Source organism: Streptomyces sp. DSM 110735 (assembly GCF_016482685.1).
Lineage (GTDB): Bacteria > Actinomycetota > Actinomycetes > Streptomycetales > Streptomycetaceae > Streptomyces.
The window spans coordinates 1-17,342 of the sequence record NZ_JACYHF010000038.1; the positions used below are offsets into that span (position 1 = coordinate 1).

Annotated in this window: 20 protein-coding genes, 2 tRNA genes and 1 pseudogene; 2 read left to right on the forward strand and 21 right to left on the reverse strand. The window is 71.4% G+C overall.

Annotated elements, in window-relative coordinates; genetic code table 11:
* Window positions 1-127: 127 nt before the first annotated feature.
* The 10 genes from IF655_RS30550 to IF655_RS30595 form a co-directional block, all read right to left on the reverse strand.
* Window positions 128-200 (reverse strand) — tRNA-Ala (locus tag IF655_RS30550).
* A 153-nt stretch (window positions 201-353) separates the two neighbouring features.
* Window positions 354-587 carry a hypothetical protein gene (locus IF655_RS30555; protein WP_006136074.1) on the reverse strand — a complete coding sequence of 78 codons (234 nt, stop codon included), beginning with the start codon at window positions 585-587 and terminating at the stop codon, window positions 354-356.
* A gap of 3 nt (window positions 588-590) precedes the next feature.
* Window positions 591-764, reverse strand: a complete 174-nt coding sequence (locus IF655_RS30560; protein ID WP_199588441.1) for a hypothetical protein — start codon at window positions 762-764, stop codon at window positions 591-593.
* Window positions 765-1,056: 292 nt separating this feature from the next.
* Window positions 1,057-1,129, reverse strand: a tRNA-Ala gene (locus IF655_RS30565).
* A 73-nt stretch (window positions 1,130-1,202) separates the two neighbouring features.
* Window positions 1,203-1,871, reverse strand: a complete 669-nt coding sequence (locus IF655_RS30570) for a histidine phosphatase family protein (RefSeq protein WP_199588442.1) — start codon at window positions 1,869-1,871, stop codon at window positions 1,203-1,205.
* Window positions 1,871-2,311, reverse strand: coding sequence for a ribosome silencing factor (gene rsfS, locus IF655_RS30575; RefSeq protein WP_199588444.1), 441 nt, complete (start codon window positions 2,309-2,311; stop codon window positions 1,871-1,873). The genes IF655_RS30570 and rsfS overlap by 1 nt, the downstream gene beginning before the upstream one ends.
* Before the next feature lie 162 nt (window positions 2,312-2,473).
* Entirely contained in the window at window positions 2,474-4,243 is a 1,770-nt protein-coding gene (locus IF655_RS30580; protein WP_199588446.1) for a LytR C-terminal domain-containing protein, read from the reverse strand.
* 16 nt (window positions 4,244-4,259) lie between these two features.
* Complete coding sequence (nadD, locus tag IF655_RS30585; RefSeq protein WP_199588448.1) at window positions 4,260-5,003, reverse strand: nicotinate-nucleotide adenylyltransferase; 744 nt, start codon at window positions 5,001-5,003, stop codon at window positions 4,260-4,262.
* Between the two features lie 56 nt (window positions 5,004-5,059).
* Entirely contained in the window at window positions 5,060-5,224 is a 165-nt protein-coding gene (locus tag IF655_RS30590) for a hypothetical protein (RefSeq protein WP_018545148.1), read from the reverse strand.
* A 174-nt stretch (window positions 5,225-5,398) separates the two neighbouring features.
* Window positions 5,399-5,563 carry a hypothetical protein gene (locus IF655_RS30595; RefSeq protein ID WP_199588450.1) on the reverse strand — a complete coding sequence of 55 codons (165 nt, stop codon included), beginning with the start codon at window positions 5,561-5,563 and terminating at the stop codon, window positions 5,399-5,401.
* Window positions 5,564-5,663: 100 nt separating this feature from the next.
* On the opposite strand from IF655_RS30595, the gene IF655_RS30600 reads away from it, so the two are divergent.
* Complete coding sequence (locus tag IF655_RS30600; protein ID WP_199588452.1) at window positions 5,664-6,779, forward strand: M48 family metallopeptidase; 1,116 nt, start codon at window positions 5,664-5,666, stop codon at window positions 6,777-6,779.
* A gap of 22 nt (window positions 6,780-6,801) precedes the next feature.
* Here IF655_RS30600 and IF655_RS30605 read toward each other — a convergent pair whose 3' ends face one another.
* From IF655_RS30605 to proB, 5 genes are all read right to left on the reverse strand, one after another.
* Window positions 6,802-7,878: a hypothetical protein gene (locus IF655_RS30605; RefSeq protein WP_199588454.1), complete on the reverse strand. Its 1,077-nt coding sequence runs from the start codon at window positions 7,876-7,878 to the stop codon at window positions 6,802-6,804.
* A 133-nt stretch (window positions 7,879-8,011) separates the two neighbouring features.
* Window positions 8,012-8,614, reverse strand: coding sequence for a hypothetical protein (locus tag IF655_RS30610; RefSeq protein WP_199588456.1), 603 nt, complete (start codon window positions 8,612-8,614; stop codon window positions 8,012-8,014).
* 65 nt (window positions 8,615-8,679) lie between these two features.
* Window positions 8,680-9,966 (reverse strand): glutamate-5-semialdehyde dehydrogenase, encoded by a 1,287-nt coding sequence (locus tag IF655_RS30615; RefSeq protein ID WP_199588458.1) that lies wholly within the window; start codon window positions 9,964-9,966, stop codon window positions 8,680-8,682.
* Window positions 9,967-10,069: 103 nt separating this feature from the next.
* Complete coding sequence (locus IF655_RS30620; RefSeq protein WP_199588460.1) at window positions 10,070-10,495, reverse strand: hypothetical protein; 426 nt, start codon at window positions 10,493-10,495, stop codon at window positions 10,070-10,072.
* A gap of 160 nt (window positions 10,496-10,655) precedes the next feature.
* Complete coding sequence (gene proB / locus IF655_RS30625; protein WP_307815107.1) at window positions 10,656-11,795, reverse strand: glutamate 5-kinase; 1,140 nt, start codon at window positions 11,793-11,795, stop codon at window positions 10,656-10,658.
* 194 nt (window positions 11,796-11,989) lie between these two features.
* Here proB and IF655_RS30630 point away from each other — a divergent pair, with 194 nt between their 5' ends.
* Window positions 11,990-12,721, forward strand: a complete 732-nt coding sequence (locus IF655_RS30630) for a L,D-transpeptidase family protein (protein ID WP_199588471.1) — start codon at window positions 11,990-11,992, stop codon at window positions 12,719-12,721.
* Between the two features lie 24 nt (window positions 12,722-12,745).
* On the opposite strand, the gene galE is transcribed toward IF655_RS30630, so the two are convergent.
* The 6 genes and pseudogenes from galE to IF655_RS30660 all read right to left on the reverse strand — a co-directional run.
* Window positions 12,746-13,723, reverse strand: a complete 978-nt coding sequence (galE, locus tag IF655_RS30635) for a UDP-glucose 4-epimerase GalE (protein ID WP_199588464.1) — start codon at window positions 13,721-13,723, stop codon at window positions 12,746-12,748.
* Between the two features lie 132 nt (window positions 13,724-13,855).
* Window positions 13,856-15,301: a GTPase ObgE gene (gene obgE, locus IF655_RS30640; RefSeq protein ID WP_199588465.1), complete on the reverse strand. Its 1,446-nt coding sequence runs from the start codon at window positions 15,299-15,301 to the stop codon at window positions 13,856-13,858.
* A 127-nt stretch (window positions 15,302-15,428) separates the two neighbouring features.
* On the reverse strand, window positions 15,429-15,683 hold the full coding sequence (gene rpmA / locus IF655_RS30645; RefSeq protein ID WP_199588467.1) for a 50S ribosomal protein L27: 255 nt from the start codon (window positions 15,681-15,683) through the stop codon (window positions 15,429-15,431).
* 14 nt (window positions 15,684-15,697) lie between these two features.
* A complete protein-coding gene (gene rplU, locus IF655_RS30650) occupies window positions 15,698-16,018 on the reverse strand; it encodes a 50S ribosomal protein L21 (RefSeq protein ID WP_018545136.1) in 321 nt (106 codons plus the stop codon).
* 191 nt (window positions 16,019-16,209) lie between these two features.
* The gene (locus tag IF655_RS30655) at window positions 16,210-17,271 is read right to left on the reverse strand and encodes an iron-containing alcohol dehydrogenase family protein (RefSeq protein ID WP_199588469.1); all 1,062 of its coding nucleotides are present in this window, start codon (window positions 17,269-17,271) and stop codon (window positions 16,210-16,212) included.
* Window positions 17,259-17,342: pseudogene (locus tag IF655_RS30660) on the reverse strand (phosphocholine cytidylyltransferase family protein); the annotation flags it as partial. The pseudogene IF655_RS30660 and the gene IF655_RS30655, both read right to left, overlap by 13 nt.

Below are 17,342 nucleotides of genomic sequence, written 5' to 3' on the forward strand. Positions count from 1 at the left end.
GAGCTAAGGAGAATTGAACTCCTGACCTCCTGCATGCCATGCAGGCGCTCTACCAACTGAGCTATAGCCCCTCGCGGCGCTCTTCCGGATTTCCCCGGAGGCGGCGCAAGCCTTCTTCGATTTTCTGTGGAGCTAAGGAGAATTGAACTCCTGACCTCCTGCATGCCATGCAGGCGCTCTACCAACTGAGCTATAGCCCCTCGCGGTGCCCTTCCGGGTTCCCCCGGAGGCGTCGCCAACCTTACACGGTCCCCGACGGTGAGCACCAAATCGGTTTCCGGTATGACGCCGTAAAGGGCTCTATGTCCGATTCCAGCTGGTCGGTTCCGGCTGGTCAGCTCCGGCTGCCCGGTTCAGGCGGTGACGAAGGAGTAGAACCGCTTGAGCGTGCAGTGCTCTTCGAGGAGCCGCCCGTAGATCGGCTCGCCCTCCAGCTCACGGTAGGTCTCGATGGGGTCGCCTTTTATGATCAGCGCCCGGGCGCATTCCTCGCACCAGTACTGGTAGTCGGGGTTGATCGGTTCCATGTCGCGGACGATGGGCGTACCACTGCCGCACCAGTCGCACTTCCGCCTGTGTGCACCCATCGCTCAGCTCCAGCTATGGCCGCAGGCCGTGCACACGTAGGAGATCCCGCCGTTGTCGCCGAGGACCTGGGCGACATGCGCCGAGCCGCAGGAAGGGCAGCGGAGCCGGGTGGCCGTGTCCCGTATCCAGGCCGTCCCGAGGAGGTGGCCGACCTCCCCAAGGATGCTCGCAGGCATCGCCACTCCCTCCCGTGCGGGCCGCGTCCCCTTCCGGCCGTCTGATTCTGCCACGGCCGGGCGATACGGTCAGCGACGCCTGAGTACCAGTCCGGACACAGCCACCGACGCGGCGGTCGCGGCAAGCGCCCAGGCAGCCACCCGGAACGCCTCCGCCGTTGTATACGCCCGCAGCGCCCCGAGCGACTCAAGCCGGTGGAGATCATCCGCCGCCGGAACACGAAAAAATCCCGCCCTGTGGAGGACGGGATCTTCCCTGTCGATCTTTGACACTCGACCGAGTGCCGATCTGTGGAGCTAAGGAGAATTGAACTCCTGACCTCCTGCATGCCATGCAGGCGCTCTACCAACTGAGCTATAGCCCCTCGCGTTCTTCCCGCTCGGCGGGCGAACAAGAAGAACTTTAGCCGGTGACCTGCCGGAAAGTGAAATCCGGGCTCAGTCGTCGTCGCCGAGGACCGGCACCGGCAGGGTGCCCGCGTTGTGCTCCAGCAGGCGCCAGCCCCGGGCGCCCTCGCCGAGCACGGACCAGCAGCAGTTGGAGAGACCGCCCAGGCTCTCCCAGTGGTGGGAGTCGATGCCGAGGAGCCGGCCGATCGTGGTGCGGATGGTGCCGCCGTGGCTGACCACCACCAGCGTGCCGTTCTCCGGCAGCTTCTCGGCGTGCCGCAGCACGACCGGGGCAGCGCGGTCGGCGACCTCGGTCTCCAGCTCGCCACCCCCGCGGCGGACCGGCTCGCCGCGCTTCCAGGCGGCGTAGTCCTCGCCGTAGCGGGCGATGATCTCGTCGTGCGTCAGCCCCTGCCAGGCGCCCGCGTAGGTCTCACGCAGACCCTCGTCGCGGGTGACCTCAAGACCGGTGAGCGCGGCCAGCTCGGCGGCCGTGTCGGAGGCGCGCTGGAGGTCGGAGGCGACGATCGCGTCGGGCTCCAGCGAGGCCAGCAGCCGCGCGGCCCGGCGGGCCTGTCCGACGCCGGTCTCCGTCAGCGGGACGTCGGTGGTGCCCTGGAAGCGGCGGTCCACGTTCCAGGCGGTCTGGCCGTGCCGCCACAGGATGACGCGGCGGCCCCGGCCCTTGGCGTCGGTCACCTCACCGGTGGCCGACATCACCACTCCTCGCCGGGCTGGTCACCGGCCTCGGCGCGCTCCTTGGCGTGCTCCTCCGCCTTGCCGCGGGTGGCCTTGGCCTCCTCGGGCAGCTCCAGCTCGGGGCAGTCCTTCCACAGCCGCTCCAGGGCGTAGAAGACGCGCTCCTCGCTGTGCTGGACGTGGACGACGATGTCGACGTAGTCGAGCAGGATCCAGCGGGACTCGCGGTCGCCCTCGCGGCGGACGGGCTTGGCGCCGCGCTCCTTGAGCAGGCGCTCCTCGATCTCGTCGACGATCGCCTTGACCTGGCGGTCGTTCGGCGCGGAGGCCAGCAGGAACGCGTCGGTGATGGACAGCACGTCGCTGACGTCGTAGGCGATGACGTCGTGGGCGAGCTTGTCGGCCGCCGCCTGGGCGGCGGTGCTGATGAGTTCGAGGGAACGGTCGGTGGCGGTCACTGTGAAGCTTTCGGTCGGGGGCGGGGATCGGCTGGGTGCGGGGCGTCCGGGAAGGACGCGGCCCGCGGCGGTCACCGGGAATCCAAGGGTCTCACGGAAGGGGTGAGGCACCCCACGTGACGTTCGGGTCACCCGGGGTGCCTCGGTGGCGCGGGGCTCTTCTCAGGAGGCGCCGGGCCGGTAGTCCTGGCCGAGGACGACCAGGACGTCGGCGCCGGAGGTGACGGAGCCCTTGGTGACGGCGGTGTCCGGCAGACCGAGGGTCTTGGCGACCTCGGTGGCGTTCTCCTTGTCGGCGGCGCCGGAGTAGACGACCCGGGAGGCGCTCTGGGCGCCCGCGCTGCCGCCGTCGACGAAGGTGAATCCGCCGTTGAGCAGGACCACGCGCGCCTTCTCGGCGTCGTCCTTCACCCCGGTGCCGTTCTGCACGGAGACGCGCACCGCGGAACCGGCGTCGGGGCTCTTGGCGGCGCCGCCGAGCACGTCCTTGACCACGCTGTCACTGGTCTGGGCGGTCAGCGTGCCGTCGCTCTGCACCGGCAGCAGCACGGTCTTGTACGAGCCGTCCTTGGCGAGTTCGGCGAGCTTGGCCAGGAAGGCGCCGAGGTCCTTGTCGGTCAGGGAGGGGTCGAGGATCTGCGCGAGGGTCTGCACGGTCGTGGTGGCGCCCGAGGGGTCGGAGGACACCTTGCGCAGCACGCCCTGGAGAACCTGCCCGAACCGCTCCAGTTGGGCGTTCTGGGTCTCGCCGGGGGCGCGGTAGGTGGCGTAGGCGACGGCCATCTTGCCGCTGAGGGTCTGGTCCTTGCCCCGGTGGACGAGCGCCTCGGCGCCCTTCTTCTTGGCGTCGGGGTCGGGCACGTCGGTGGTGGTGTCGACCTCGATGCCGCCGACGAGTTCGACCAGGTTCTGCAGATACGGCGTGTCCAGGCGCCAGGTGCCCTGGATGCTGGTGCCGAGCACGGTGTCGATCTGGTCGCGGGTGCCCGAGGAGCCGTCGTCGTCCACCGACTTGGCCAGCGTCGTGGTGGTGCCCGAATCGTCGGACAGGGCGAGGGAGTTGGGCAGCAGGACGGTGGTGCCGCGCTTGGTGGTGGTGTTGTCGACGAGCAGGACGGTGGAGGTGCCGCTCTTGCCGGTGTTGTGCAGATGGACGACGATCACGTCGCGCTTCTGCGCCCCGGCGGCGACGGCGGTGCCGCCCTTCTTGGCGGCGGAGGACAGCCCGGGCAGCTTGCCCGCGAACCAGAGGTAGCCGACGCCGCCGACGGCGACCAGTGCGAGCACGACGACAAGGGCGATGACCCGGCTGCGGGCGCGGCGGCGGGCCTCCTCGCGGCGCTCGGTGCGGTTCTCGGTGAACTTCAGCCAGTCGATGACGTCCTCGGACTCGCCGTCCGGCTCCTCGGCGAAGGCGAACTGCTCCTCGCCGTCCGGCTCCTGGCCCTCCCGCGCGGGCGCGGGCGTGCTGCCCGTCCGCTCCTCGGGCTCCTCCGGGGCGGCGCCCCGGGAGGCGGGTCCGCCCTGCTGGGGGATGTGGGCGGTCTGCTCGGTGACGCGGGGCTGCTGCCCGCTGGTGGCCGCCTGCCCGTAGGGGTCGTAGGGGGCGGCGCCGCCTTGAGTCCCCTGCGTGCCGTAGCCGTCGTACTGCCCGTAGGGGTCGGTGCCCTGAGCGCCCTGGGTGCCCTGGGTTCCCTGGGTGCCGTAGGGGTCGTAGGCGGGGGGCACGGGCGGCTGTTGGCCGGTGTCGTAGCCGCCCTGGCCGTAGCCCTGGCGGGCGTACGGGTCGTGGTCCTGGCCGCCGGAGCGGGCGGGGACCTGCTGGTAGACGGGGCGCCCGTAGTCGTCGTAGCCGACGATCTCGTAGTTGTTCCCGTCGTACTGGTCGTCGTACTGCTCGCCGCCGTACCCAGCGTCGTATCGGTCGTTCACCGGTGCCCCTCTCGGCTCACTCGCCGCGGTACAGCTCACGCTTGTCGATGTAGCGCACGACTCCGTCCGGCACCATGTACCAGATGGGGTCGCCCTTGGCGACTCTCGCACGGCAGTCCGTGGAGGAGATCGCCAGGGCGGGGACCTCGACGAGCGAGACACCGCCTTCCGGCAGCCCCGCGTCGGTCAGTTGGTGGCCGGGGCGGGTGACGCCGATGAAGTGCGCGAGGGAGAACAGTTCCGCCGAGTCCCGCCAGGTCAGCAGTTGGGCCAGGGCGTCGGCGCCGGTGATGAAGAACAGGTCCGTGTCCGGGTTGAGGGCACGCAGGTCGCGCAGGGTGTCGACGGTGTAGGTGGGACCGCCGCGGTCGATGTCGATCCGGCTGACGGAGAACTGCGGGTTCTCGGCGGTCGCGATGACCGTCATCAGATAGCGGTCCTCGGCCGGGGAGACCGCGCGGTGCGACTTCTGCCAGGGCTGCCCTGTGGGCACGAAGACCACCTCGTCCAGGTGGAACTGCGCGGCGACCTCGCTGGCCGCCACCAGGTGCCCGTGGTGGATCGGGTCGAACGTCCCGCCCATGACGCCGAGCCGGCGCTTGCCGGTGCGGACGGGTCCGTGGCTCTCCAGGTGCACCGTGCGCCGTGGCCCGTCGGGTGTCGTGCCGGGCGCCCCGGGGGTGGTGTGCCCTGTGCCGGTGCCGGCCGCGGGGGCGGCCGTCCCGTCCGCCGGACCGGTAGGCATGTCCTGCTCTCCCATGCGTGCAGACCCTACCGGCCCGTAGTGCGACACCTGTGCGGGGATCAGGTCCCGGCTCAGCGGTCGCGGTTGAAGCGCGTGGTGATCCACAGCAGGAGCAGCAGGATGCCCAGGGCGCAGCCGCCGGTGACGGCCGGGTTGAGGCTGTTGTGGTGGCCGCCCCGCTCCTCGGTCTCGGCGGCGAGGGTGACCAACTGGACGGCGGCGCTGTGGATGCTCATCTTCGGCAGGACCTAACGCGTGTGGGCGGGATAAAGACGTGGGTTCATCGTAAGCGGGTGGCCCGGCGGAGATCACGCCGACTCCGGTCTACGGCGGCGGGGCGGGGGTCGCCGCCCCGGGGCGGACCGGACAGGGCGGCCGGATCGCGACCGTGCGGGAACCTTCCCGGCGGGTCAGTCGTCCTTCCGCTTGTAGCCGCTCATCAGGAACCAGCCGGTCAGTGCGCAGCCCAGGATCATCACGACGAGGATGATGCGGAGCAGGTTCCCCGACCCGTGCTCGGGGACGGCGTTCGCGGCGGCCTCGGTCAGCCGGGCGGCTGCGAGATGGTGCTCCATGGCGTGGACTCCTTCGGTGGTACTGCCCGCTCCACGGTACGCCGCCTAGGCTGGGCCCGGCCCGGGGGGCACGGCACTCACGACGCAGCAGGGGGATGACATGTCCGAAGCAGAGCGCGAGCAGGGTGGGTCCGAGCGGGTGCCGAGCAGGCAGCGCAGGCGGTTCCCCGGGATCTCCTCCCGGGCGTACGAGCACCCGGCCGACCGTTCGGCGCTGGTGGCGCTGCGCAGGCTGAGCGGGTTCGACACCGTCTTCAAGACGCTGAGCGGGCTGCTGCCGGAGCGGAGCCTGAGGCTGCTGTTCCTGTCCGACTCGGTGCGGGTCTCCGACCGCCAGTTCGCCCATCTGCACGACATGCTGCGCGACGCCTGTTACATCCTGGACCTGGAGAAGGTCCCGCCGATGTACGTCACGCAGAACCCGCAGCCGAACGCGATGTGCATCGGTCTGGACGAGCCGATCATCGTGGTGACCACGGGTCTGGTCGAGCTGCTGGACGAGGAGGAGATGCGGGCGGTCGTCGGGCACGAGGTGGGCCACGCGCTCTCCGGGCACGCGGTGTACCGCACGATCCTGCTGTTCCTGACCACGCTGGCCGTCAAGGTCGCGTGGATCCCGCTGGGCAATCTGGCGATCATGGCGCTGGTGACGGCGCTGCGGGAGTGGTTCCGCAAGTCGGAGCTGTCGGCGGACCGGGCGGGTCTCCTGGTGGGCCAGGACCCGCGGGCGTCGATGCGCGGTCTGATGAAGATCGCGGGCGGCAACCATCTGCACGAGATGAACGTGGACGCGTTCCTGGAGCAGGCGGAGGAGTACGACGCCGGGGGCGACCTGCGGGACTCCGTGCTGAAGATCCTCAACGTGCTGCCCCGCTCGCACCCGTTCACCACGGTGCGGGCCGCCGAGCTGAAGCGGTGGGCCGAGTCCCGCGACTACCAGCGGATCATGGACGGCCACTACCCGCGCCGTGAGGACGACAAGGAGGCGCGGGTCCGGGAGTCGTTCCGGGAGTCCGCGTCGAGCTACGCGAGCGACGTGAAGACGTCCAAGGACCCGCTGATGAAGCTGGTCTCGGACCTGGCGGGCGGCGCGGGCGACCTCGGCGGCCGGGTCCGCCGGGGCTTCAACGGCTTCACGAGCGCCCCGCCGTCGAAGGACGGCAAGACCACCCCGGGCACCCCGGACGACCCGGAGGCGACGCCGGGCCGGCCCTGAGCCGTTCCCGCGCCCCCGCGCCTCACGGCTTCGGCTGCGCCGCGTCCGACAGGGTGCCGCACAGGGCCGTCGGGGTGGGGGCGGTGTACGGGTCGGTGACCGCGGGTCCGCCGGGCCGGGCGGTCTGGCCCGCGAGGAGCGGGTGGAGGCGCGCCGAGGTGTCCTCGGCGCAGGACAGTGGTCCCGCCTGCGTGCTGGAGGAGACCAGCCGGGTCTGTCCCACGCGCAGGTTGTCGCTGTCGAAACGGAAGGTCAGCGCGCGCCGGACGGTGAACAGGGACACCTGTGCCGTGGCGCGGGTGGAGCCCCGGGGGCGCAGGGCGTAGACGAAGGTGCTGTCGGAGGAGATCTCCAGGGTCGCGGCGTCGGTCTCGACGGCGCGCAGGGTGCCCAGGACGCGGATCCGGTCGTCGGCGAGCACCGCGCGGGCGGGGTCGAAGCGGATCAGCCAGCCGGTGGCGGCATGTCTGCCGTCCGGGGCGGGCCGGTTCATGCTGCGGTCGAACTGGCCGAGCTGCCCGGCGTCGAGCAGGGCGCGCACGGGCCGGACCGCGCGCCCGGCGAGTACGTCGGGGTCGAGCGAGGAGCGCACCAGGTAGGTCCGGGCGGTGGTGAGGGCGGCCTGGACCTGGCTCTCCGAGAAGTGCGCGGTGGCCCGGACGGCGGGCAGCGGGACGCCCTCGATGCCGCTCGCGAACGGGGCGGCGGGGCTGCGCTCGAAGAGGGTGCGGGCGTCGGCGGCGCCGGGCACCTCGCCCCGGGGCGCGAGCGGGACGACGGTGGTCCGCAGCGATTCATCGGATCTGCGCGCCTGCGGTGAGCCGTACGGGTGACGGACGCCCATGTAGAGGGCGGTGCCGAAGGCGATGGCGAGGAGCACGACGAGGGCCAGCGCCTGCCGGGTGACCAGCCGCCGGTGGCGGGGTCCCCGGCGGCGTACGGCGGGGGCGTGGTCGGTCATGCGCTCGTGCGCGGAGTACTCCTGGAGCCGGGCAGCGCGGACGAACGACTCGTCGAACACGACGGATCGGTACTCGTCCTCGGCACCTGAGGGGCTGCCCTCGGGTGTCCCCTCCGGTGGGTCTCCAGGCCCGCCCATACTTTCAGGGTAGGTCGGGCGAGCCTCCCGTAAACGCGCCGGTACGCGACAACTTCTGACAGGGGCTCATCAAAACCGCGCAGGGGACGACCGGGCACACGACGGCCGTGCGGGTGACGCGCGTCGTGCCCGCTCAGGGGGATTTCGGGACGGCGGAGACCGCGGGCTGGGAGTAGTCGGCGGAGACGGACGGCACGGGCACGGCGGCCGCTCCGCTGCCGAGCCCGCTGGAGGCGGGGGCGGGCACCTGGTCGCGGGTGCCGGAGGAGGCACCCCGGTAGACCGCGGCGAAGGCCAGGGCCACCATGCCGACGCCCATCACCACGGCGAGCACCCAGGCGACGGGCCGGTGCCAGCGGATCTGCTTGCCGTAGGGACCGAGGAAGCCGGGGCTCTCCCCGGGGGCGTAGCCGTCGCGCGGGTCGTCGTCCGCGTCGTGGCCGAAACCGGTGTGCCCGGGGCCGTACAGCTCGTCGTAGTGCTCGGCCGAGGCGTGGGCGCGGCGCGCCTCCGCCTCGAATGCCTCGGCGCGCGCCTGGGCGGCGGCGAGCAGGCGCTCGACGGCGCTGGGCTCATGGACGGTGGCCGCCTGTACGAAGCCCTCGTCGAAGACCACGGAGGCGAACTCATCGTCCGTCGCTCCGCGGTCGTGGTCGTCGTCGGGCTCCCAGCCGTCCGGGAACGGCGTGCCCCCCACGTCCTCCGGCACGGGTCCAGAGTAGACCTGGGGGGTCAATTTGGGCAGACGGTACGGAAATTCGTCCGCCCCCGGGACCGGTTTCCGGCCGTACTCCGAACGGGTCAGCCGCGCACGTGTCCGTCACCGGTGACGATGTACTTGGTGCTGGTCAGCTCCGGGAGCCCCATGGGGCCACGGGCGTGCAGCTTCTGGGTGGAGATGCCGATCTCGGCGCCGAAACCGAACTGCCCGCCGTCGGTGAAACGGGTGGAGGCGTTCACGGCGACGGTGGTGGAGTCGACCAGTTGGGTGAACCTGCGCGCCGCCTGCTGCGAGGTGGTGACGATCGCCTCGGTGTGTCCCGAGGACCACAGCCTGATGTGCTCGACGGCCTTGTCGAGGGAGTCGACGACGGCGGCGGCGATGTCGTAGGAGAGGTACTCGGTCTCCCAGTCCTCGGCGGTGGCCTCGACGACGGTGGCCTTGGAGTCCCCGGCGAGGGCGAGCACGCGCGGGTCGGCGTGCACGGTGACCCCGGCTTCGGCCAGCGCGTCCAGGGCGCGGGGCAGGAAGGCGTCCGCGATGTCCTGGTGGACCAGGAGGGTCTCGGCGGCGTTGCAGACGCTGGGCCGCTGCGCCTTGGAGTTGACGAGGATGTCGATCGCGGTGTCGATGTCGGCCTGCGCGTCGACGTAGACGTGGCAGTTGCCGGTGCCGGTCTCGATGACCGGGACGGTGGACTCGCTCACGACCGTACGGATCAGGGAGGCGCCGCCGCGCGGGATGAGCACGTCCACGAGACCTCGGGCGCGCATCAGCTCGCCCACGCTCTCGCGGCTCTCGCCGGGCACGAGCTGGACGGCGTCGGCGGGCAGCCCGGCGCCGCCGACGGCGTCCCGGATCACGCGGACGAGCGCGGTGTTCGACTCGTAGGCGGAGGCGGAGCCGCGCAGCAGGACGGCGTTGCCGGACTTCAGGCAGAGCGCGGCGGCGTCCACGGTGACGTTGGGGCGCGCCTCGTAGATGATGCCGACGACACCGAGCGGGACGCGGACCTGGCGCAGGTCGATGCCGTTGGGCAGCGTGGAGCCGCGCACGACCTCGCCGACCGGGTCGGGCAGCTTGGCCACGTCGCGCACGTCGGCGGCGATGGCGCGGACCCGCTCGGGGGTGAGGGTGAGACGGTCGACGATGGACTCGCTGGTGCCGTTCTCCCGCGCCTTGGCCACGTCCTTGGCGTTGGCCTCCACGATCTCGCTCGTGCGGACCTCCAGGGCGTCCGCGACGGCGAGCAGCGCGTCGTCCTTCACCGCGCGCGGGAGCGGGGCGAGGTCGGCGGCGGCGGCCTTGGCCCGGTAGGCGGCGCGGGTGACCGGGGACATCGAGTCGTACGGCGAGAGCGTGGTCATGGCAGGAAGGGTAATGCGCGCGGCGCGCCCGGCTTGCCCTGTTCCGCAACCCGAGACGCCGCCGCTCCCCCGCGCCCTGCGGACCGCGAGTGCCCCGCCCCGCTCAGAACGGGTGCACCCCCACCGGTGTCGCGGGCGCGGGTCCGTACCCCTCCGCGATGCGCTGGTGGTAGGTCTCGCGGTCGATGACCTCCAGTCCGACGATCTCCCAGGCCGGCAGCCCGGCGGTCTGCCGGTGCTCGCCCCACAGGCGCAGCGCGACGGCGGCGGCGTCGTGCAGGTCGCGCGCCTCCTCCCAGTACCGGATCTCGGCGTGGTCACCGGCGTACCGGCTGGTCAGGAGGAAGGGGTGGTCGTGGGCCAGTTGTTCCAGGGCGCGCCTGAGGTCCTGCACGGGGACGCACTCCCCGGAGACGCTGAGGGTGACATGCCACAGGCGGGGCAGGTCCTTGGGCTCCTCGTAGGTGTCCCCGGCCGCGACGCTCGTCAGAGCACCACGGGACGCCGCCCCAGGACGGACTCGTCGCACGACAGCCTCCTTCACGCATGGCCCCTTGACGGAACGTGTCCCTTCAACATGTCCCCGAGACAAAGTTGAGCAGGCCCGAGGGCTCCGCGTGGCGGTTTTGCGGAACGTCCCCCACCGGGGGCGGTCCTTGTGCCCCGCTTTACGCGCGGTTCCCCCGGGGTCACACGTGCAGCAGTACCAGGTCGTCCCGGTGCACGACCTCGCGTTCGTACGCCGGGCCCAGCTCGCGTGCCAGCTCGCGGGTCGAACGTCCGAGCAACCGGGGCAGCTCTTTGGCGTCGAAGTTGACGATGCCCCGCGCGACGGCGCGTCCGGCGGTGTCGCGCAGCTCGACGGGGTCGCCCGCGCCGAACTCGCCCTCCACGGCGGCGATCCCGGCGGGCAGCAGCGACTTGCGCCCCTCGACGACCGCGCGGACGGCGCCGTCGTCCAGGGTGAGGGAGCCCTGCGGGGTGGAGGCGTGCTGGAGCCAGAGCAGCCGGTCGGCGGAGCGCTTGCCCGTGGGGTGGAACCAGGTGCCGGTGTCGCCCCCGGCCAGGGCGTCGGCCGCGTGGACGGCGCTGGTCAGCACGACGGGGATGCCCGCGGCGGCGGCGATGCGGGCGGCCTCGACCTTGGTGGCCATGCCTCCGGTGCCGACGCCCGCCTTGCCCGCGCTGCCGATCTCGACCTCCGCGAGGTCGGCCGGGGAGCGCACCTCCGCGATCCGCGAGGTGCCGGGCTTGCTCGGATCGCCGTCGTAGACGCCGTCCACGTCGGAGAGGAGGACCAGCAGATCGGCACGGACCAGGTGGGCGACGAGGGCGGCGAGGCGGTCGTTGTCGCCGAAGCGGATCTCGTCGGTGGCGACGGTGTCGTTCTCATTGACGATCGGGAACGCGCCCATCGCGAGGAGCTTGTCGAGGGTGCGCGAGGCGTTGCGGTGGTGGCTGCGGCGGCTCATGTCGTCGCTGGTGAGCAGGACCTGCCCGACACGGACGCCGTACCGGGCGAAGGAGGCGGTGTAGCGGGCGACCAGCAGCCCCTGACCGACGCTGGCGGCAGCCTGCTGGCGGGCCAGGTCGCGGGGGCGGCGGGGCAGCCCCAGCGGGGCGAGACCGGCGGCGATGGCGCCGGAGGAGACGAGCACGACCTCGCGCGGCGCGCCGTCCGCACCCGGGGCGCGGAACTTGGCGAGCACGTCCACCAGCGCGTCCACCCGGTCGGCGTCCAGTCCGCCCGCGGCGGTGGTCAGCGAGGAGGAGCCCACCTTGACGACGATCCTGCGGGCCTCGCCCACGGCCTGCCTTGCGCTTGCCACCTTGCCCTCTGTCCCCTCGCGCGCCCGCGTGGAATCCATGCGGTCCCGCGTGCAATCTACGCGAAGCGGGTGACCGCCCGCGCACCCGTCCAGCACGCGGACGCGCGCGCGAGACGGGTCGCACGGGGAACCCCTACGGTCTTTCCGGACACCCTCGCGCCCCCGACGGGTCACGGTCTGCGACCATGGAGCCCATGCGAAACGGCGGTTCGGTGCGGGTGATGGCGGGTGCGACGGGGGTCGCCCTGCTGACGGTGTGTCTGGCGGCTTGCGGGGGTTCGGGTCACCCGGACACCCCGAAGGCACAGGGCGGGAACGCGGACGCCAAACCGCACACCGCCCCGCTCAAGCGCGTCCCGGACATCGGGGACCGGCTGTGGAAGCAGGTGCCGGAGAACACGCGGCAGGTCGTCGCGGTGTACGGCGACGGCAAGGACTCGGCCGACTCGACCGTGGCGCTCTACGAGAAGACGGGCTCCGTCTGGAAGCAGCAGCGCACCTGGTCCGCCCACAACGGGCGCAAGGGCTGGACGACGGACCATCACGAGGGCGACAAGCGCAGCCCCGTGGGCGTCTTCACGCTGAGCGACGCGGGCGGTGTCCTCCCCTCGCCCGGCACGAAGCTGCCGTACACCCGCTCCGCCGCCTTCCAGGCGCCGCACTACTGGAAGAAGTCGTACTGGAACGACTTCGACTACGTCATCGCCATCGACTACAACCGGGTCAAGGGCACTCCGCCCAACGACCCGACGCGTCCGCAGGGTCAGACCAAGGGCGGCAGCATCTGGCTGCACATGGACCACGGCAGCGGCACCTCGGCGTGCGTGAGCCAGCCGAAGGCGGACATGGAGTACCTGCTGCGCACGCTGGACCCGAAGCAGCACCCGGTCGTGGTCATGGGCGACAAGGCGGACCTCAAGGGCTGAGGTTCCCCGGACTCCGCCCCCCGATCAGTCGCGGGGGTGCCGGTGGCGCCAGCCGCCCCACGCCGACTCGATCATGTCGTCCAGACCGAACCGCGCGCTCCAGCCCAGCTCCGCGCGGATGCGGTCGGCCGCGGCGACGACCCGCGCGGGGTCTCCGGGGCGGCGCGGGGTCACCTCGGGGACGACGTCCTCGTGGCCGGTGGTCTTGAGGATGCGGTCGACCATCTCGCGCACCGAACTGCCCTCGCCCCGCCCGATGTTGAGGACCAGCGAGGTGCCCGCTGGAGCCTCGCGCAGCCGTACGGCGGCGGCCTGGTGGGCGGAGGCGATGTCCTGGACGTGGATGTAGTCGCGCACGCAGGTGCCGTCCGGGGTGGCGTAGTCGTCGCCGAAGATCCGGGGCGCCTCGCCCTCCTCCAGGCGCTCGAACACCATGGGGACGAGGTTGAAGACGCCCGTGTCGGCCAGCTCCGGTGCGGCGGCGCCGGCCACGTTGAAGTAGCGCAGGCTGACGGCGCGCAGACCGTGGGCGCGGGCGGCGGCCGCGATCAGCCACTCCCCCACCAGCTTGGTCTCGCCGTAGGGGCTCATCGGCAGGCAGGGCGTGTCCTCGGTGACGAGGTCCACGTCGGGCATGCCGTAGACCGCCGCCGAGGAGGAGAAGACGACGCGGTCGACGCCGGTCGCCGTCATCGCGTCCAGCAGGGTCTGCAGCCCGGTGACGTTCTCCCGGTAGTAGTACAGCGGGCGTTCGACCGACTCGCCGACCTGCTTGCGGGCCGCGATGTGCACGACACCGGTGACGCCGTGCTCGCGGATCGTGCGCTCGAGCAGCTCGCCGTCGAGCACGCTGCCCACGACCAGCGGCACCCCGGAGGGCACCCGGTCCGCGCTGCCGGTGGACAGGTCGTCGTACACGACCACGTCCTCGCCGCCCGCCGTCATGGCGCGCACCACATGAGCGCCGATGTATCCGGCACCGCCCGTGATCAGCCAGCTCATCCCCATGCCTCCTCGAACGTCCTCCCGTGCACGCCAGACTCGCCCATCTCCGACGGAAAATCGAGTCCGACAGCCCGGGAGGACGGCCGGGAATGTCCGGCAGCGGGTGCCCGAACGCCTGCCCGGTGAGCCCTAGAACGCCTCGAAGTCGTTGAACTCCCGCTCCGCCTCGTCCCGCTCCGCCTGCTTGTCGCGGCGGCGCTGGGTGGCGGGGCGCTGCTCCTCGAAGCGGTGGTCCTCGCCACGGCGGCCGAGCATCTCGGCGCCGGCGGTGACCGAGGGCTCCCAGTCGAAGACGACCGCGTTGTCCTCGGGACCGATCGCGACGGCGTCGCCGGAGCGGGCGCCCTCCTTCATCAGCCGGTCCTCGACGCCGAGGCGGTTGAGCCGGTCGGCGAGGTAGCCGACAGCCTCGTCGTTGTTGAAGTCGGTCTGGCGGACCCAGCGCTCGGGCTTCTCGCCGCGCACGCGGAACACCGGCTCGCCCTCGAACTCCTCGCGGGCGACCGTGAAGCCCGCGTCGTCCACGGCCTTGGGCCGGATGACGATGCGCGTCGCCTCTTCCTTGGGCTTGGCGGCACGCGCCTTGGCGACGATGTCACCGAGGGCGTACGTCAGTTCCTTCAGACCGATGTGGGCGACCGCCGACACCTCGAGGACGCGGTAGCCGCGCGCCTCCAGGTCGGGGCGGACCATCTCGGCGAGGTCCTTGCCGTCGGGCACGTCCACCTTGTTCAGGACGACGATGCGCGGACGGTTGTCGAGACCGCCGTACTGCCGCAGCTCCTCCTCGATGATGTCGAGGTCGGACAGCGGGTCGCGCTCGGACTCCAGGGTCGCGGTGTCCAGCACGTGCACCAGGACGCTGCAGCGCTCCACGTGGCGCAGGAACTCCAGACCCAGACCCTTGCCCTGGCTGGCGCCCGGGATCAGACCGGGCACGTCGGCGATGGTGTAGACGGTCGAACCGGCCGTCACCACACCGAGGTTGGGCACCAGGGTGGTGAAGGGGTAGTCCGCGATCTTCGGCTTGGCGGCGCTGAGCACGGAGATCAGCGAGGACTTGCCCGCGCTCGGGTACCCCACCAGGGCCACGTCGGCGACGGTCTTCAGCTCAAGGACCACGTCCTGGAGGTCACCGGGCTCACCGAGGAGCGCGAAGCCGGGCGCCTTGCGGCGGGCGCTGGCGAGCGCGGCGTTGCCGAGACCGCCCCGGCCGCCCTGCGCGGCGACGTAGGAGGTGCCGTGGCCGACCAGGTCGGCGAGCACGTTGCCCGCCTTGTCCAGCACGACGGTGCCGTCCGGGACCGGCAGGACCAGGTCCTGGCCGTCCTTGCCGGAGCGGTTGCCGCCCTCGCCGGGCTTGCCGTTGGTCGCCTTGCGGTGCGGGGAGTGGTGGTAGTCGAGCAGCGTGGTCACGGACTGGTCGACGGTGAGGATGACGTCGCCGCCCCGGCCGCCGTTGCCGCCGTCCGGACCGCCGAGCGGCTTGAACTTCTCACGGTGGACGGAGGCACAGCCGTGGCCTCCGTTACCCGCGGCGACGTGCAGTTCGACGCGGTCCACGAAGGTGGTCATGGTGGGTGCCTCCAGAAAAGTACGGGTACTACCTATGTCAACACGCGAAAGGCGGACCTGCCTTCCCGACCGGGAAGTGAGGTCCGCCTCGCGCGAAATGCTTCGTCGCGGCCGTGAATCAGAGGATTCAGGCGACCGGAACGATGTTCACGACCTTGCGGCCGCGGCTCTTGCCGAACTCCACGGCGCCGGGCAGCAGCGCGAACAGCGTGTCGTCGCCGCCACGGCCGACACCGGTGCCCGGGTGGAAGTGGGTGCCGCGCTGGCGGACCAGGATCTCACCCGCGCTGACGACCTGACCGCCGAAGCGCTTCACGCCGAGCCGCTGGGCATTGGAGTCGCGACCGTTCCGGGTGGACGATGCGCCCTTCTTGTGTGCCATCTGTTCTCAGTCCCTTACTTCGCAGCCGTGGGGATCTCAGTGACCTTGATCGCCGTGTACTGCTGGCGGTGGCCCTGACGACGGCGGTAGCCGGTCTTGTTCTTGTAGCGCAGAATGTCGATCTTCTGGCCCTTGTGGTGGTCCACGACCTCGGCCTGGACCTTGATGCCGGCCAGCACCCACGGGTCGCTGGTCACGGAGTCGCCGTCGACAACGAGCAGGGTCGAGAGCTCGACCGTGTCGCCAACATTGGCGGTGGAAATCTTGTCAACCTCAACGATGTCGCCGACAGCAACCTTGTGCTGGCGACCACCGCTGCGCACGATGGCGTACACGCGGATCTCACTTTCGCTCGAAGTACGGCACCCCCGCAGGCCAGCCGCACCGGTAAAACACCATGGACGACCTCTCCCGGCCACACCGGGTGTGACCGGGAGGGAAAAAGGTTTACGGGGATGTGGCGTGTTCAGACACGCCGACAGTCAAGGGTACGGGCAGGCCCCACAGGGGTCAAACCGGGCCCTGGTCAGCCGGTCAGCGTGGCCGCGTAGTCCGCGTACGCCTTCCGGATCCCGTCCGGGGACAGCTCCAGGTGCTCCAGGATCGTGTAGCGGCCCGGCCGGGTCTCCGGCGCGAACTCCACGGCCCGGACGAACTCGTCCTCGCTGAACCCGATGTCCTCGGCCAGCACCGGCAGCCCGTGCCGACGCAGCGAGGCGGCCATGAGGAACGAGCCCTCGTGGTCGCCGCGCAGATGCATGGCGAAGGCGGCGCCGAGACCGACCTGCTCGCCGTGGCTCGCCGCGCGCTTGGGGTAGAGCAGGTCGAGCGCGTGGCTGATCTCGTGGCAGGCGCCGGAGGACGGCCGGGTGTGACCGGCGATCGACATGGCGATGCCGGAGAGCACCAGACCCTCGGAGAGCACGGTGAGGAAGCCGTCGTCCGTGCAGTCGCCGGGGTGGCGCAGCACGGCTTCGCCCGCCTGGCGGGCCATGGCGGCGGCGAGACCGTCGATCTTCTCGCCGTTGACCCGGTTGGCCAGCTCCCAGTCCGCGACCGCCGAGATGTTCGACACGGCGTCCCCGATGCCCGAGCGCACGAAGCGCACCGGGGTCTCACGGATCACGTCGAGGTCGATGAGCAGCGCGATGGGCGTCGGCACACCGTAGGAGCCCCGGCCCGCGTCGTTGTCCAGGATGGACACGGGCGAGCAGATGCCGTCGTGGGAGAGGTTGGTGGCGACCGCGACCAGCGGCAGACCGATGCGGGCCGCCGCGTACTTGGCGCAGTCGATGACCTTGCCGCCGCCGAGTCCGACCACCGCGTCGTACCGGCCGGACTTCATCTCGTCGGCCAGGCGCACGGCGTCGTCCAGCGTGCCGCCGCCGACCTCGTACCAGGTGGCACCCGGCAGGGACGGCGCGACGCGCTCGCGCAGCTTGGCGCCGGAGCCGCCGCTGACGGCGACGGCGAGGCGGCCGGAGTGCGAGATGCGCTGGTCGGCGAGGATGCTCGCCAGGTCGGACAGGGCACCCGGGCGGATGTCCACGACCACCGGCGAGGGGATGAGCCGCGTCAGTATCGGCACGCGATCTCCCGCCCGCGCGCGAGGTCGTCGTGGTTGTCGATCTCGACCCAGGAGACCTCGCCGATCGGCTG